This is a genomic window from Rhizobium sp. LARHSG275 (assembly GCF_052871115.1).
On the sequence record NZ_JBIXJN010000018.1, the window covers coordinates 107,487 to 121,697 of the forward strand.

The 14,211-nt window shown below is 54.4% G+C and carries 13 protein-coding genes and 1 pseudogene; 2 read left to right on the forward strand and 12 right to left on the reverse strand.

From position 1 onward, the window contains the following. Positions 1-194: 194 nt before the first annotated feature. Genes ACIPSK_RS23605 through ACIPSK_RS23655 form a run of 11 tightly spaced genes read right to left on the reverse strand, consistent with a single transcriptional unit; the run spans position 195 to position 12,055 of the window. The gene (locus ACIPSK_RS23605; RefSeq protein ID WP_162118013.1) at positions 195-1,175 is read right to left on the reverse strand and encodes a glycosyltransferase family A protein; all 981 of its coding nucleotides are present in this window, start codon (positions 1,173-1,175) and stop codon (positions 195-197) included. After that, entirely contained in the window at positions 1,172-2,056 is an 885-nt protein-coding gene (locus ACIPSK_RS23610) for a glycosyltransferase family 2 protein (protein ID WP_162118014.1), read from the reverse strand. The genes ACIPSK_RS23605 and ACIPSK_RS23610 overlap by 4 nt, the downstream gene beginning before the upstream one ends. A gap of 9 nt (positions 2,057-2,065) precedes the next feature. Next, positions 2,066-3,019, reverse strand: a complete 954-nt coding sequence (locus ACIPSK_RS23615; protein WP_017965739.1) for a glycosyltransferase — start codon at positions 3,017-3,019, stop codon at positions 2,066-2,068. 41 nt (positions 3,020-3,060) lie between these two features. After that, positions 3,061-4,578: a lipopolysaccharide biosynthesis protein gene (locus tag ACIPSK_RS23620; protein ID WP_017965738.1), complete on the reverse strand. Its 1,518-nt coding sequence runs from the start codon at positions 4,576-4,578 to the stop codon at positions 3,061-3,063. Continuing rightward, positions 4,575-5,921, reverse strand: coding sequence for a polysaccharide pyruvyl transferase family protein (locus tag ACIPSK_RS23625; RefSeq protein ID WP_017965737.1), 1,347 nt, complete (start codon positions 5,919-5,921; stop codon positions 4,575-4,577). The genes ACIPSK_RS23620 and ACIPSK_RS23625 overlap by 4 nt, the downstream gene beginning before the upstream one ends. A 55-nt stretch (positions 5,922-5,976) precedes the next feature. Then, positions 5,977-7,236, reverse strand: coding sequence for a glycosyltransferase (locus tag ACIPSK_RS23630; protein WP_162118015.1), 1,260 nt, complete (start codon positions 7,234-7,236; stop codon positions 5,977-5,979). Next, positions 7,236-8,327, reverse strand: coding sequence for a glycosyltransferase (locus ACIPSK_RS23635; RefSeq protein ID WP_162118016.1), 1,092 nt, complete (start codon positions 8,325-8,327; stop codon positions 7,236-7,238). Before ACIPSK_RS23635 ends, ACIPSK_RS23630 begins: the two co-directional genes overlap by 1 nt. Next, complete coding sequence (locus tag ACIPSK_RS23640; protein ID WP_162118017.1) at positions 8,324-9,277, reverse strand: glycosyltransferase; 954 nt, start codon at positions 9,275-9,277, stop codon at positions 8,324-8,326. Before ACIPSK_RS23640 ends, ACIPSK_RS23635 begins: the two co-directional genes overlap by 4 nt. Positions 9,278-9,307: 30 nt before the next feature. Further along, complete coding sequence (locus tag ACIPSK_RS23645) at positions 9,308-9,799, reverse strand: acyltransferase (protein ID WP_162118018.1); 492 nt, start codon at positions 9,797-9,799, stop codon at positions 9,308-9,310. Next, entirely contained in the window at positions 9,799-10,950 is a 1,152-nt protein-coding gene (locus ACIPSK_RS23650; protein ID WP_162118019.1) for a glycosyltransferase, read from the reverse strand. The genes ACIPSK_RS23645 and ACIPSK_RS23650 overlap by 1 nt, the downstream gene beginning before the upstream one ends. 31 nt (positions 10,951-10,981) lie before the next feature. Continuing rightward, complete coding sequence (locus ACIPSK_RS23655) at positions 10,982-12,055, reverse strand: endo-1,4-beta-xylanase (protein WP_017965731.1); 1,074 nt, start codon at positions 12,053-12,055, stop codon at positions 10,982-10,984. Between the two features lie 242 nt (positions 12,056-12,297). Between ACIPSK_RS23655 and ACIPSK_RS23660 the strand changes: the two genes are divergently transcribed. Next, positions 12,298-12,633, forward strand: a complete 336-nt coding sequence (locus tag ACIPSK_RS23660; RefSeq protein ID WP_246709802.1) for a hypothetical protein — start codon at positions 12,298-12,300, stop codon at positions 12,631-12,633. 177 nt (positions 12,634-12,810) lie between these two features. Here the strand turns inward: ACIPSK_RS23660 and ACIPSK_RS23665 are convergent, their stop codons facing one another. Beyond that, positions 12,811-13,701 (reverse strand): DUF6030 family protein, encoded by an 891-nt coding sequence (locus ACIPSK_RS23665; RefSeq protein WP_162118020.1) that lies wholly within the window; start codon positions 13,699-13,701, stop codon positions 12,811-12,813. 239 nt (positions 13,702-13,940) lie between these two features. On the opposite strand from ACIPSK_RS23665, the pseudogene ACIPSK_RS23670 reads away from it, so the two are divergent. Beyond that, positions 13,941-14,098, forward strand: a pseudogene (locus ACIPSK_RS23670) (class I SAM-dependent methyltransferase); the annotation flags it as partial. Positions 14,099-14,211: the final 113 nt, after the last annotated feature.

The following is a 14,211-nucleotide window of genomic DNA, read 5'->3' on the forward strand; positions in this document are numbered from 1 at the left end:
TGTTTGACCGATGATAAGCGCGAAAAACCATTCTACTCGAATAGCGGCTGTGTCACGATAGTTCAGTAGAAGTGTAGCATTTTTGGTCCGGTTGGTTGAAGCCTTGAAGTTCATGGACAGTCAATCACTCATGAGTTTTCATCTGCAAGATAATAAGGGTCAGAACTCTTCCAAGGGCGCTCTTGCAAACAATATCAGAGAGCGGCATTGGGCTTGTATTCCTGATATGCATGTCCGAGAATTCCATTAACCATGCCCGCACCGCGCAGAACATGGGTGAGGGCTCGCATGCCCCAATAGGGCGAAATCAAGATCGCCGGCAGCATGAGCAGTCCAAGCACGACTCTGGTGGCGCCATAGGCCGCGCGATAGATCCGGCGCTTGAGGTTGCCATGCAGGACCTCGCTGACTGCGAAGGTATTGCCGAGCCGGTATTGTCTTTGCAATACCCATTTCCAGGTCATCCGGCTGGCAGGAACGATATCATGGACAAGCGCCTTATCAGCCCAGAAAACCTGCATGCCACGGCGAATGGCCTGATTGAAGAACAGATAATCCGTGCCCCCGGTGAAGCGCATCTTCTCTTCAAAACGCAGATTCCATGAGCGGATCAGGGGATAGTCGAACATGACGTTGTTCGAGGCGGCATAAGAAATGCGTTGGCCGTCTTTGTTCTTCTTGCGCTCGAACACCCTTGCCTTGATGAAATATTCCGGCGGGTTTTCGGGATAGACCGGTTGGACGGGACCATAGACGCAATCGGCGCGGTTTTTCTTCCTTGTCTCCAGCATCGCGTCCAGCCAGCCGTCGACCGGCCATTCATCATCATCGAGAAAGCAGAAGAGGTCGGTGCCGAGGGGTGCTGAATCCAGCGCGCGATTGCGCGCAAAGGGTATGCCCTGGTTTTGTTCGATGACGTAGATCAGGTCGTAGGCACCTGTCTGGCCGAAACCCTCCACCGTGGCCTTTGCGCTGCCGGCCGCATCATTATCCACGATCACCATAGTGAGATGATAGGGGCGATCCGGATGCCTGACCTGGCGGGTCATCACGTCGAGCAGCTTGGCGATCCCGTCGAGGCGTCGATAGGTCAATACGCCGACGGCGATATTCAACGGTGCGGTGCCTGCTTCCGCGCCGACGGATGAATGCGGAAAAGTCTGTTGCTGATTCATGACTGTCCTCTCCGCAGCATATTTCCCAAACGTTTGCGCGCCGCCATCAAGGCCACTTCGGTCGCGGCAGCATCGCCGAACGGACCGCCGGCTACCGTGTTGCGAGCTTCGCCCCGGAGCTTCAGCAGCGATGTCGTTTCGGCAATGCCGCCGGCCACCAGGCTCTTGCCGAGTGTTTGCAGCCCGTCATAGCGGCGTGCCAGTTCCAGCCCAGTCGCGATCATGATCCGCGGGCGCAGCGTCTTTGCTCTGCTTGTACCCGTGTAGCGGTTCGACTCATGAATGCGCTGAAACGTCAGCGGTGTTTCGACGATCGCGCCGCGGCCGAGAAAGGCAGCGGCAAACTTGATATAATTGTCACTGAGGACGACGTCTGTCGCGACGGACATCGGCAGGATCTGGGACAGCAGGTGGCGGCGGAAGCTCAAACCCGATGTCGGAACCGGAAGCGAGGGAAAGCCGCCCCTGCGAAGCGTGTCCCGCTTGTCGAACAGTGTCACTTGCAGCGCTGCAGGAGGCTGGTCGCTTTCCTCGGTCGTCACCCGGTCGAAGCACCAGTCGATCTCGTTGCGATCGTAGATCTCGGCGATACGAGCAAGTTTGCCGGGTAGAAACGCATCATCGGCATCGAGGAGAAAAAGGATATCGCCGCTTGCGGCCGCAAAACCCGCGTTGAAGCTCGAGGCCTGGCCACCGTTTTCCTTCAATACCGTCAGGATCCGTTCCCCGTAGGAGGCAAGGATCTGGCGGGAATCGTCGGTCGATCCGTCGTCGACCACCACCACTTCGAACTCCGGATAATCCTGCTCGAGTGCGCTATCGATGCAGGCGCGTAGATAGGTCGCGTAGTTGTAGTTGTTGATCAGAACGGAAATTTTCATGCCCATCCCCTAGCGATTCGTAACCGGTATCGACGGTGCATACCGCCTTACGCCGGCTCTATAGCCGCGCATATAGTAGTTCTTCCAGATTGCCCAGAACCGCTTCCTCGAAGAGGGCGTGGGATAGAGCAGGGCGGCGCGCAACGCCCATTGCGCGCTCTCGATCCAAGTCTTCACGGGTACACCCGCGATCCGCGGTCCAGTTGGGACATCCTGCGGAAAGAGCGCGGGTACGCCGTATCCAAGTCGTTCACCGCGCTTCTGAACCCAAAGTTCATTCACGCTGGATGCGGGAATCCAGTGATGGACGACGGCCTCGGCGCAACGATAGGCTTGCACCCCGCGCGCCGAGAGGCGCATGATAATCTCCTGGTCTTCGCCCATTGCGAACAACCCTCCCGGTAGGGGTCCGAGATCTTCTCTATATCGAACGTCCGAACCGAGAGCGCTCCGTCGCACGATAGTGTTCGGTCCCCACACCTTCGTCGGATCGCAGGGCCCGCTGATCTGCTCGTCGACAATCGCAAAGGTCGATCCCATAGGAATCCATTCGAGCAGAGGATTTCCGGTCGGAAGATGCTCCCATTCGGCAACAATCCTGCCGCCAAAAATGCCATAGTGCGGGTTGGCATCCGCGCAAGCAGCAATTTCGCGAAGCCAATCAGGTTCGGCGCGTATATCATCGTCGGTAAATACGACAAGAGACCCGCCGGCTTTCTCAAGTGCGGCGTTGAGCGCGCTTGATTTGCCCGGCTGCGAATGTTTCAGGATCAAGATTGGCAGGCGCTCGCGATACGTCTCCAATAGATCCATTGTGTTGTCTCCGCTGTTGTTATCGACAGCAATCAACTCCCACTGATCAGGGGATAGATCCTGATGAACGAGGGATTCCAAGGTGTGCTTCAACCTGCGGCTTGCACCATTATAAGATGAAAAGACGACACTGATTTTAGGATCTGCCATGCCTCATGGACTCCTTTTCGAATCTACATTGGCGGGCCGCCTTATATCGATCGCCGGTGTAGTTTCTTGAAACGCCCTAAAACACCAGAAGCCATCTTGACCAACTCCGACTCAATCCCAACTTGCGATCGGCCACTCATCACCCAAAGCAAGGCGTGAACGCAGCAATAGACGCCGCCCCCAAGCAGGACGGTTTCGACAAGCATCTTGCCCGCGCCCAAATTGGTCGCTATCGGCGCCGAAAAATCTCGTAGCGTCAGGAGTGCTAACACCATGGCGCCGCCGCTGACCCATGACCGCCAGGTCACGAGCAACTGCCGCCATGGACTAAGCCCGGTCAAGGATCTGACGATATAGAAATTGACAATCGACACCACTACGCCTCCGGATATCACTCGAGCAACGAGCAAACCAACGAGGCCAAAGAAATAGAGGCCAGTCAGCACGATCGGCACTCTAAATATGAGGAGTACGATGCCTCTGTTGAAAAGAGTTCGGGTGGCGCCCAGAGCATAGGCAAGAGCGTTCGAGGGGCCGAACACGATCTGCATTCCAAGTACCGGTGCGATAAAGTGAATAACAGTGACGGCAATAGACCATTTGGGTCCGAGCGTCAGATACACGAAAGGCTCGGCCACCAACGCAAGGCCGACACCCATCGGAAAGCCGATCGCGAAAAGAGAAGCCTGACTTTTCTGGAAAGCTTCATTTAATCTCGCCTTGTCTCCAGTCAACTTTGCAAAACTGGGAAACAGGACTCGTTCCAGCGGCTGAAACGCGGATTGCGTAATCATAGCTGCGATATTGTTGCCGACATTATATGCGCCAAAGCTCGAAATTCCGAGCAGGCCGCCGGCAAGGAAGTTATCGAAGCGATTCCCGATAATCGTAACGAATTGATTTAGCGTAACCCAAACTGAAAAGTTGGTAAGTTTTCGCCACGAGGACAATGTGAAGTGGGGAATATAAGGCGCCCTAATATAAGTCGCGACAATTCCGGTAGTGGACGCGGCCACCGCACCTGCGACGATTGCCCAGTAACTCTCGGTAAACCAGGCGACACCGACGGCTACGACCAGTTGCGCGGTATAATTCAACGCCTCGTTTTTGGCGACCGTACCGAAATCGAGTTCCTTCGCGAAGGTTACGTAGTAGGGACTTCCTAGTCCGCTAAAAAGCGGGCGCACTGCGAGGCCCGTGCAAACGCCAATAAGCCTAGGGTCGTTATAGAGGTGAGCCATAACAAACCCACTGATCACCATAACAATCGCCAGCAAAAAGCCGCGAATTGCACTCAGCGTAAAAGCAGTATGGAAATCAGCCTCCTTGTTATCCTGATGATGAATGAGGGCATTTGCCAGAGACAAGTCCGTCACTGATGTCAGGATAATAAGTAATGTCGTGCCCAGCGCCACAAGACCAAAATCTGCGGGCACGAGGATACGTGCGAGGATTATCGTCATCGCCAGATTTGCGAGGCGGCCATAGAAGACACCTGTCATCAACCAGAACGACGCTTGGAGTGTCTTCGCTCCTATCCGCTTGGGTGCATTTGTCATGATGATGCCTGCTCTACAAATTTTGCGTCAATTTTTGCGTCATGCAACTGCGACGACAAGGATGCCTGGATGAGTGGGCCTGCCGACCAAGCCGATAAAGACTGTTCACGAATCTTTGGCGCGGCAGCTTGAAAGAATTCATCCAGATGCTCGGTGAATTCGAGTACGCGTTCGGTAAAGCTCACGGGTTCGATGTGCGATATGTCTGTTACCCATTGGCTCTGAGACAGACCGTTGTACAGTTCTGTGGTCTTGAATTCATATGAGATTGGAAGCACCGGCACCCCGGCACACAATGATAAAATAGCCATGTGCATGCGTGTGGAGATCACGAAATCAAAATCGGCCACTTTTTTGAGGAGTGCATCGGGGCCATAAAACCCTGAATCAACGGAGACCGATTTTTGTGTCTCTGCATCCAATTCGTTAGCAATCCCCTGGGCGACAATGGAGTCATCATAGTGGTACTCGGCAATGCCCTGGCACGTTGACAGAAACGTGACCTCTGCATTCTTTGTCTTCACCAGCGCTACAACTGCTTGAGAGATTGCATTTCTGTATTGAGCCATACCTTGCTGTGGCGAAAGTCCGTCAAAATGTGCCCAGTCACGGACGGATATAGCGACCTTGAGCTTTTTTGATCCCCCTGATTGCGGGCGCGCTGATAGACGTTCCATATCTGCAAAGGCGAAAACGCTATCTGACACAACTTTAAGACGATCATGCTTCACGCCGATAGCGCGCAAGTTACCTTCGGATTTTACATCTCTCAAAAGGGTAAACCTGGCTTGATCGATGATAGATTTAATTCTGCTCTGGTTTTCCCGTTTGTTGAACGGGCCGAGTGACTGCGTAAACAATACCAGCGGCTTTCCAAGCATTAAATCCTTTTCGAATTCTTCAAGGCGAGATGAAATATCGTAGTGCTCAACGAGGTATGTCCCTCCTGTGGATACAATAAGGTCTGCCTTGGCGTAGAGTTCGATATTTTCGCGAACTTGCTTGTTCAGAAGCGGACTCCAGCCGACGCTTCCATTATTTCGCGCCGAACTCAGCAATCTCCGAAACTCATGCTTTTTTAAACGGTCGATATTGCGGCGCAACCGTATCGCGAAGCGCTTCCCAACGAATGGGAGCGAAATCGATGGTGTTGCTGTCAGAGTTGTTGTCAGCGGTCGAAATCTGATGTCAGGATAATATCGCGCTGCAACCTCTGGGTTACTGTCAAAAACGACAAATTCACTTTTCTCACCGAATGCGCGTCGCAAGATCCGCATTATTGCCAGCGCGATCGCCGCATCACCCGCGTTCAAACAAACGGTATTTTCTATCAAAATCAACATGACGACCCATCAGATCCTTTTGTTTGAAGCCATTAAAGCACTTGCTTAAATAGCATCATCTTATACTACTCAGAGCTGCGAGGAGTTTTTTGGCCTGCTTTTCTTCGTTATAATTTTCTTCGATAATATTTCGTCCTTCGCGTCCCATCGATGCGATCTTTTCGGGGTTCGCCGCAAGTGTTTGCATTGCCGCGCTTAAGGCCTCAACATCGCGTTCAGGGACCAGCAGACCGGACTTTCCGTCTGCGACCAATTCCGGGATACCGCTGTGATGTGTGCTAATAACGGCAAGGCCTAGAGCCATGGCTTCCATGATCGCAACTGGTATGCCTTCCATATCGCCATCGGCAGCCGTCACACTCGGCAGTACGAATACATGCGCTTCATCCAGGAGCGTGCGCACCTCGTCATGCTGAAGGCTTCCGTGCAAGACGAGACGGCTGCCTAGCTGATAATGATCGGCGAGCGCGCGAATGCCATCGAACAGCGGGCCTGATCCGATCAAGTCGAGGCGGATGTCGAGATCGGGCTGGCTGGCGACCAGTTGGGCAAATGCCTCAAGGATATAGCGGTGTCCTTTCTTTTCGGTCATACGGCCCACTGAGATCAAGCGTAGTGGCTGGTCGGACCTTTTCACCCTTTCCCTGAAGCGAAAGGCCCTGCAATCGATGCCAAGGCGCTGGGTGCGGATCTTCTCTGGCGGCGCGCCGAGTTCGATCAAACGGCGGTGCCAGAGATCGCTGATCGGCAGCAGAAGGTCTGCTTGCTCGAAGAGATCGTGGTATAGGTCGGCGCGCTTGTCCTGCATATATTGGGTAAGGTCATAACCATGAAAAACCACTGAAAGCGGCGCTGTGCCGAGTCCGAGCTTCTTCAGATCCGCCATGAATTGACCGGCAGGACCAAAATGGCAGTGGATCACCGGCCTCTGGCTTTTCGGTTGCAGTTTGGCAGCCACCTGGAGCTTTAGCGAAAAGGGCATTTCGCGCAAACCATTAGCCCGATTTTTCATGCTGGCACGGAGTGCAGCGCCAATGCCAACACCGCATTCCGTCATTGCTCGAGCAGCTTGCAAGACCCTTCTGGATCTGCGGGGGCGAACGCCCGGCGACAGCACAAAATCTACGGCGTTCGAGAAGCCATATTTTGCCGGCAGATCGGACGCCCCGACTTCCGCGTGGCGCAATGCGACAACCCGCACAGTTGCCCCCTCATCACGAAGACTGCGCATCTCATTGAATACGAAGGTCTGGCTGAGCTCCGGATAGTTCAGACTGAAATAGACAACATTCAACTCGGTCGTCATCGTATTCATCAGCGAACACTGGCTCCCTGTATGGTTTCCGAATAAATTCTCTCGTAGTTTGCAAGCATCGAATCCATCGAAAACTGCTTTGCACGGTTACGGCAGTTCTCGCGCGACAACTGGCTCGCCTCAGTGAAAATCTGCTTGAAATTCACGCTCGCATTCCGCTCGACGAAAATGCCGCTGTCCTTGTCGATGATTTCGGGTGCCGCACCGCTTTGATAAGCAACGATCGGCGTCCCACAAGCCAGTGCCTCCACGAAAGTCAGGCCGAAGGGTTCATCCCATTCAGGCAAGAATACCGCCACCGACGCTTTGCCGATGGCAAGTGAAAGCTCGGAATGATCCGCCAAACCATGATAGACCGCGCGTTCAGGATCCAACAGCGGTTTCACCATACTCTCGAAGTACGACATGTCTTCTGCCAAGCCGTATAACGAGATGGAAAATCCTGCCTCCAGGGCAGCTCGCACCGCCATATGCGGCGCCTTCTGGCGATTTATTCGGCCATACCATATGGCCGTTCTCTTCCGATCGGGTTGTTCGCTGAAATGCCAGCCATTTAGATCAACGCCGTTATAGGCGACCTTGCTTTCGATATAGGGGCGCCAAGATTCTTGTAGAAATCGCGAAACGCAAACGAAATCCGAGCCCTTTCTAGACCTGGCGGCCTTAGCGCCTTCAACCACTTCCTTGAAGACGGGCGTATGGATCGTCGTCACCACCGGAGCGCCCAGGCGATGCGCATTCGCTAGGGGGTATTTCGATAGTGAATTGTTGTGCACGATATCGAATTTGGAAGCGCAGACCACATCGATCATGTGCGAATATGCTTGATCCGCGATCCGGTTTCTTTGAAAGCGCCGATATTTTTCGATCCACCGCCCGTCATGTTTCTGCAGGCGCTCAGAATTCAGTACGGAGCTATCCACGATCGGGTGCAGAGGCAGTGAGCTATCGCTATCTGATGCGGCGAAAAGTTTTACGTCATGCCCGCGGCTGACGAGCCCGCGGGTGAGGAACCACAATTGTGATTCAACGCCTCCTCGAAAAGGCTTTCCGATCGGATGCTGGATGGGTGCGATAATGGCAATCTTCATGCAGGATCGCCTTTCAAGGCGCCCCGGCTATCCTGCCCTAAAGACCTAATTTTCCTAAAGTTTCCAAGTCGCCTCCGATATTCCCATGCGGCTTTGAAACGCGTTTCGGCGTCGCCCATCCATCGCAGGAGAAAATATCTGAGAAAGGCATAAGCCATAAGCATCGTGGACTTGGCCGGAATTCCGAATACAAAGAGGGGCTCCTTGAACCAGGCGGGCATCGTCACTGGCTGTCCCAACCCGTAGCGCTCCGCGCGCCCCAGTATCCATTTCTCGGAAAGATAATCAGCAGGGACGATGTGCCCGACAACGGCAGCATCGGTATGGTATGCCTTGGCATCGATACCGATGGCAAACATCGTATCCTGCCCCATTGCATATTGGGCAACACTCGCATTCGGCCCCAATCCGGCATTGGTGCGGTAGGCGTCGCCCAGGCTCGCTCGACGATAGGCGCAATTGGGACCGTGGACCCAGGCACTCGGTATTTCGCCCACCGGCACCTTCGAATTGTCGGCATAAAGGATATTGAGTGGCGCCCAGCTCAGAACCCATTCTGGAGGTGTCACGTCCCAAGCGGGCTTGATGAGGCCACTGAAGATATTGAAGTCGTGCCTCTCTTCCGACACCCGAAGAAACGTCTCAACCCAATCTGATTGGGGGATAACGTCATCATCAGTAAAGATGACAAGATCACCATCGAGATGCTTGAAACCGGTTTCGAGCGCATTTTCCTTTCCCTGCCTGGGCTCGAAATAGATCTCAAGCGGCAGCCGGTCCAGAAAGGCGTCGAGGATTTCGCGCGTATTGTCCTTGCTGTTGTTGTCGACGGCCACGATCTTCCACTGATCGCGCGGAAGCGTCGTCTTGGTCAGCGCCTCCAACATCCGGGGTAGCGTCTTTGCGCCATTATAGGTCGAAAAAAGGATGGTGACCTTTATCGTGCTCATATTGCTCTCTCAGACGCGTCCGAAGGCCGCTCAGCTTTTCTGGAATTCCGCATCGGGACGGTAACCACTGTCGGGATCCATCCGGCCGTAGCGGGAGATTATTTCGATGTCGCTGCGGATGATCTTTGCAGGGTTGCCTGCCACGAGCGAGCGCGGTGGAATGCTCTTGGTCACCACCGAGCCCGAGCCGATGACGCATTCGTCGCCAATCTCGATGCCGGGCAGGATGATGCTGCGGGCGCCGATGAAGCAGCGTTTGCCAATCCTCGTGTGAAGGTAGAGCCCGCGTGTGAGGTCGTGGGTCAGAATAGCAGCCTCAAAGGCAACGTAAGTTTCCGCGCCGATATGCAATCCCCTCGGGTTGGTCTTGTCGAAACGCACGCTCAAGGAAAAGCTCGCCGTCGGATCGATATCCATTCCCCAGAATTTCGTATAATAGAGCCACTTGGCCTTCACAAATCCGTTCCGCAGTGGCCGAAATACGTTCAGTCCCCACTTCGGCTTTTTTCCTGTCTGCACCATCAAGTCCGACCCCGGCTGGAAAATTCGTCTAGCACGGAACTGTAATAGTCCTCGAGCGTCCCCGTCTGACGACGTAAGTCGAAGCGCTCGGCCACCAGAAGCGGTGCCCGCGCGCTAAAGGCTGTCCACAGGGTCTGGTCGTTGAGCAGTCTTCCGACCGCGTCCGCCATTCCCGCGACATCCCGCTCCTCCACGAGATAACCAGTTTTCCCCTCTTCGATCGCTTCGCCGACGCCTCCCGAGCGAAATGCGACGACCGGAGTACCGACGGCTTCCGCCTCGAGATTTGCGAGGCCGAAAGCTTCGGCGTGACCATTGTCGAGGGTCACGCTTCCATGGAGATAAAGCTCCGCACTGGCGAGCAGATCTCTTATCTCAGTCTGCGACAGATTTTCATGGATCGTGACGCTTGGCAAGGAACGACGCGCCAGTGCTTCGATTTCCTCCTTCAAGGGACCCTGGCCGACCATGACGAATTCGACCGGGGTGCCGGCGGCAGCCACACGCGAAAGCGCATCGATCATGAAACGATGGCCCTTATAGTCGACGAAGCGGGCAATTGAAACCACGAGCCCTTTTTTTCGGGGGCGGGGTTCCATTTTGAAGAGATCGAGATCGATGCCGATATGATGGCGATAGACGCGTTCGGCTGGAAAGCCGAGGGCCAGCAGCCGGTCGCGGATGAAATCGGAAACGGCGATGTTCCAGCTGTTCCAGCCGGCCATCTCGCTCCGGCCCTTGGCGAAGAAACGCACCTGATTGAAGCCGCCGGGCTTTTTGGGGTCGCCGGAATAGGTGGCATCGAAGCCGTGGAACGTCGTGACGAGCGGCTTGCCGGCGGCCCGGGCCAGCGGGCCAATGACATAGCCGTTCTTACCGAAATGGGCGTGAACGAGATCGGCTTTGCCGATCGCAGGAAAGAGGAAGGGAAGGCCGATCTGCGGGATTTTCAGCAGCAGTTCACCGGCCCGCGCAATGGGAGACCGACGGATATCATGAACCGGAACAGTGGATTTTTTTGTATGCGCCGAAGAAATTCGCGAGCCGGCAAGAATTTCAGCTTCGAAAGTACGAAACGCTACCGCCTGGTTGAGAACAAATGCCTGGCTGGCAGGCAAAAATTTTTCCACATAAATAACGGCTTTTTTCATGAATCTGTTCGCGTCTCCGTTGTCTTGTGCATCACATCGCCTCTATTGCCCGCCGGACACCGTCAACCGCACTTCTTGGCGCATTATTTTCGTCGTAAAGATTAACACGCTTCGTGCAAGCGGCGGCGGGATCGGCCGCTTTCTCATCGCGCTCGCCGTATTTTTCCGACATGCCCCATACTGTCACGCCTTTCAAGTCGCCATGTTCGGCCGCCACGGTGATCACGTCACTGAAAATATCGGCGTAGGATGCCGGCGTGAGGGCTTTGTCGCGGTTCAGGAAGTGGCAGGACGCATCCAGTTCGGTGATGAAAACGCCGACACCCATGTCCTTCAACGCCGCGCAGAAGCGCCCCATTCCTTCCGGATCGATCCGGTCGAGTCCGGGGCGGAAATGCGCTTGCAGCCCCACCGCATTGATCGGCGTTTTTTTTGCCACGAGATCCTCGACGATTTTCAAGATGCGCGCGCGCTTCTGTTCGAACACGTCGGATTTTTTCTCCAGATGCGTTTCGTTGAGTACCAGCGTTGCGTCGGGATTGGCCTGGTGCGCCATGTCGAAACTCATACGAATATAATCGTCGCCAAGAAGGCGTCGGAAAACACAATCCCGCAGATCCGGTGCATCATACTCCAACGGTTCGTTGACCACATCCCAAGCATCGATCGAGTTCTTATAGCGAGTGACAACCTGTTTTATATGACGGTTCATCGCCGCCTGAATGGTCTTTGCGTCCGTGATATCAGACACCCAGCCCGGGACGCGATACCAGATCAGCGTATGGCCATAAACCTTCATGTTGTTTTTGCGTGCAAATGCAACCATGCGGTCGGCACTGCCGAAGCTGAAAACGCCTGGTCTCTTTTCCGTCGCATTCCACTTCAGCTCGTTTCGCGGCGTTATCGAATTGACGTTGTCGATGTAGATCTCGGAAGCGATTGGATCGTTGATGTTTTGCAGGTCGATTGCCGATCCGAATCGGAACGACTTCTTGTCGGCAAGGGCGCGTAAGCCTGCAGCGGCAGGCACCTGTGCCAAGGCCTGGCCTGCACGAACATATAACAGCGCGAGCGGAAGCGAGGCGAGGAAACGTCTTCTATTCATTCTATCTCTCTCTGTTAGCTTTTTCATGTCCGCGGTGGAATTTGAAGGACCGAGCTCGTGGGCACCGATCCGCCAGGGGATTCGCGTTCAATTCAGCAGGCTAATGCAACCTCAAATATACTTTCCCGGCAGGGACATTGTCAGTGTCTGCAAGACTTTTCAGCATACTCCAAGATATAGACCGCTGGGGGAGGGCGCCGGTGATGTAAGATTGGTCTAGCTATCTGACGAGCTATTTTTATATGGCATTTCAAAATGCAGTTTTTTTTATGGCGACCGTTCGAAACCATCTATCTCTTCTCGATGACCGGCAGTTCGCTGCCCTTGTTCTCGGCATCGTCGGCGTCATTTTCCTCCCGTTCGCAGTGATCGTCAGAATGTCGTGGCGGCTGTGTCGATCGGAGATCGTCATTCGCTCGCTGAACGATGACCTTGCGCAAGTCACACAGGATCTCAATGTCGAGCGTGTCTGGCGCCCGGCGGGTGGGGACAGCACCGAACGGCCGAGTGCGGACAGTTTGAAAGAGCTCTACAAGATTCTGGCCAGACATCATGACGATGTAAGTCACATGGCGTAACAGGCCGGCGCTTGGGGTGAAGCCAGAAATCGACAAACATGTTCGCCTTTCTCCAGGTCGCGAAGATGCTCTATCTCATTGTTCTCGCGCAAGTCCCATGAGACCGCACAGATTTGCCGATGCGAGGATTGAAAGAGTTAAAGCGTCCTTTGTGCGTCTGAAACGACGCACGGGGCTCTAATGCGGATGTTCCCGACTTTCTGCCGGGGCCTCGGCATCGGGAGGCCTGGAGACTGCTTCCGGTTGGGGGCTGTCTGTCTCGACCGCGGGGTCCGGTAATGGCAGCCATATTCTGCCGGAAAAATAATTTCTCGTTCTTTTCTGAGCTCCTGAAGTCGCATCCAGCGAGAGTGTGAAATTGTAATTCCCGGGATTGAGCACCTCGCGGGTGAAGCTGATGCTGGCTCCGAATCCGTCTTCCTTGATGTCCCTCAGATTCTTGATCGCGTTCAGGGTTTCGTGAAAATCGAGCCACTGCGGTTGCCGCAGCATGATTTCGAAAATTCGCAGAATGCCGGGATCGAGCTGGCCATTTCGATCAGTCTCGGGATTGATGATTTTCACGCGCATATTGTTGATCGTGCCGGCGGCGTTGCCGCGAACGATGACGAAGATGGACTTTGGGAGCTGATCCTTTTCCCGCTTGCCGCTCTGCTCGAAAAAGCACTCGAACGTATCGGCGTTGAAGCTCGCCGCTGCCCAATCGCTGGTCTCGATGCCGGCATTGCGCAGTGCCGCACACATCGCGGCGCCGGATATCCGCCATGTCCGTAGAAAAGTCGACGCGGCCTCTACCATCGGTGGTTCGATGGCATGCAAGGGAAGCTTAAAGCTGGCTGGGGGCGTCGGGCGGGGAAGGGGTTTGGGTGGAGGCGGCCTCACCTCATGGGGAAAGAGATCGAAACCAAAATAATGGCTGACTGTCTTTAAGTGTTTCATGTCGTTGGAAAGCAGCACCGTCCCCATGACCAGTGAGAGGGAAATCGCCAGCAGCAACCAGAAGACCACGGGAATCCGCGGTTTTCCCACCGGCTGTTTCGCATATGCGGACGACGAATTATCAGGCAAGCTTGTCTTCTCCGGCGCGCGAGAAGGGTTTCGATCGGGCTGGCTAGAGCATTTCCGTTTTTCTCCAAGCCACGGAACCCTCTATCTTTTTGTTTTTGCGCAACTCCGGACACAAACCGCTGCGCACTTTTGCTGGAATTGCTCTAGATCCAGCATATACATTCAGCCGTTAAATATCTTTGGCTTCGTGTCGGCAATTGGGCACCTTTGTGCCTCGTCATCAGGAAGGCGCGCTGCATATTTTGGATACCGGCTTCGACAATGTTCGTTTGAATATGTTGGAAGGATTGCCGTTTTCGCCAAGTCGATGATCGCTGTTGCGCAAAAGCCTCTTAGACACGGCGTCGGAGCGGCGCTGGTTTCGAACGGGATTCGTCCGCTGCGACATGCGCGATAGCAGCACCGCGCCAAATGGCACCCCGTTGCAATAATCCACAAGTTGCTTTTACTGGTGCACGGCTGAAAAAAAACCCTTACGAAATATTTACTTTTAGTTGCATTCTTGCTTAA

Coding starts and splice junctions, on each gene's coding strand:
- ACIPSK_RS23605 (WP_162118013.1), bottom strand. CDS start 1,175: ATGAATCAGCAACAGACTTTTCCGCATTCATCCGTCGGCGCGGAAGCA.
- ACIPSK_RS23610 (WP_162118014.1), bottom strand. CDS start 2,056: ATGAAAATTTCCGTTCTGATCAACAACTACAACTACGCGACCTATCTA.
- ACIPSK_RS23615 (WP_017965739.1), bottom strand. CDS start 3,019: ATGGCAGATCCTAAAATCAGTGTCGTCTTTTCATCTTATAATGGTGCA.
- ACIPSK_RS23620 (WP_017965738.1), bottom strand. CDS start 4,578: ATGACAAATGCACCCAAGCGGATAGGAGCGAAGACACTCCAAGCGTCG.
- ACIPSK_RS23625 (WP_017965737.1), bottom strand. CDS start 5,921: ATGTTGATTTTGATAGAAAATACCGTTTGTTTGAACGCGGGTGATGCG.
- ACIPSK_RS23630 (WP_162118015.1), bottom strand. CDS start 7,236: ATGAATACGATGACGACCGAGTTGAATGTTGTCTATTTCAGTCTGAAC.
- ACIPSK_RS23635 (WP_162118016.1), bottom strand. CDS start 8,327: ATGAAGATTGCCATTATCGCACCCATCCAGCATCCGATCGGAAAGCCT.
- ACIPSK_RS23640 (WP_162118017.1), bottom strand. CDS start 9,277: ATGAGCACGATAAAGGTCACCATCCTTTTTTCGACCTATAATGGCGCA.
- ACIPSK_RS23645 (WP_162118018.1), bottom strand. CDS start 9,799: ATGGTGCAGACAGGAAAAAAGCCGAAGTGGGGACTGAACGTATTTCGG.
- ACIPSK_RS23650 (WP_162118019.1), bottom strand. CDS start 10,950: ATGAAAAAAGCCGTTATTTATGTGGAAAAATTTTTGCCTGCCAGCCAG.
- ACIPSK_RS23655 (WP_017965731.1), bottom strand. CDS start 12,055: ATGAATAGAAGACGTTTCCTCGCCTCGCTTCCGCTCGCGCTGTTATAT.
- ACIPSK_RS23660 (WP_246709802.1), top strand. CDS start 12,298: ATGGCATTTCAAAATGCAGTTTTTTTTATGGCGACCGTTCGAAACCAT.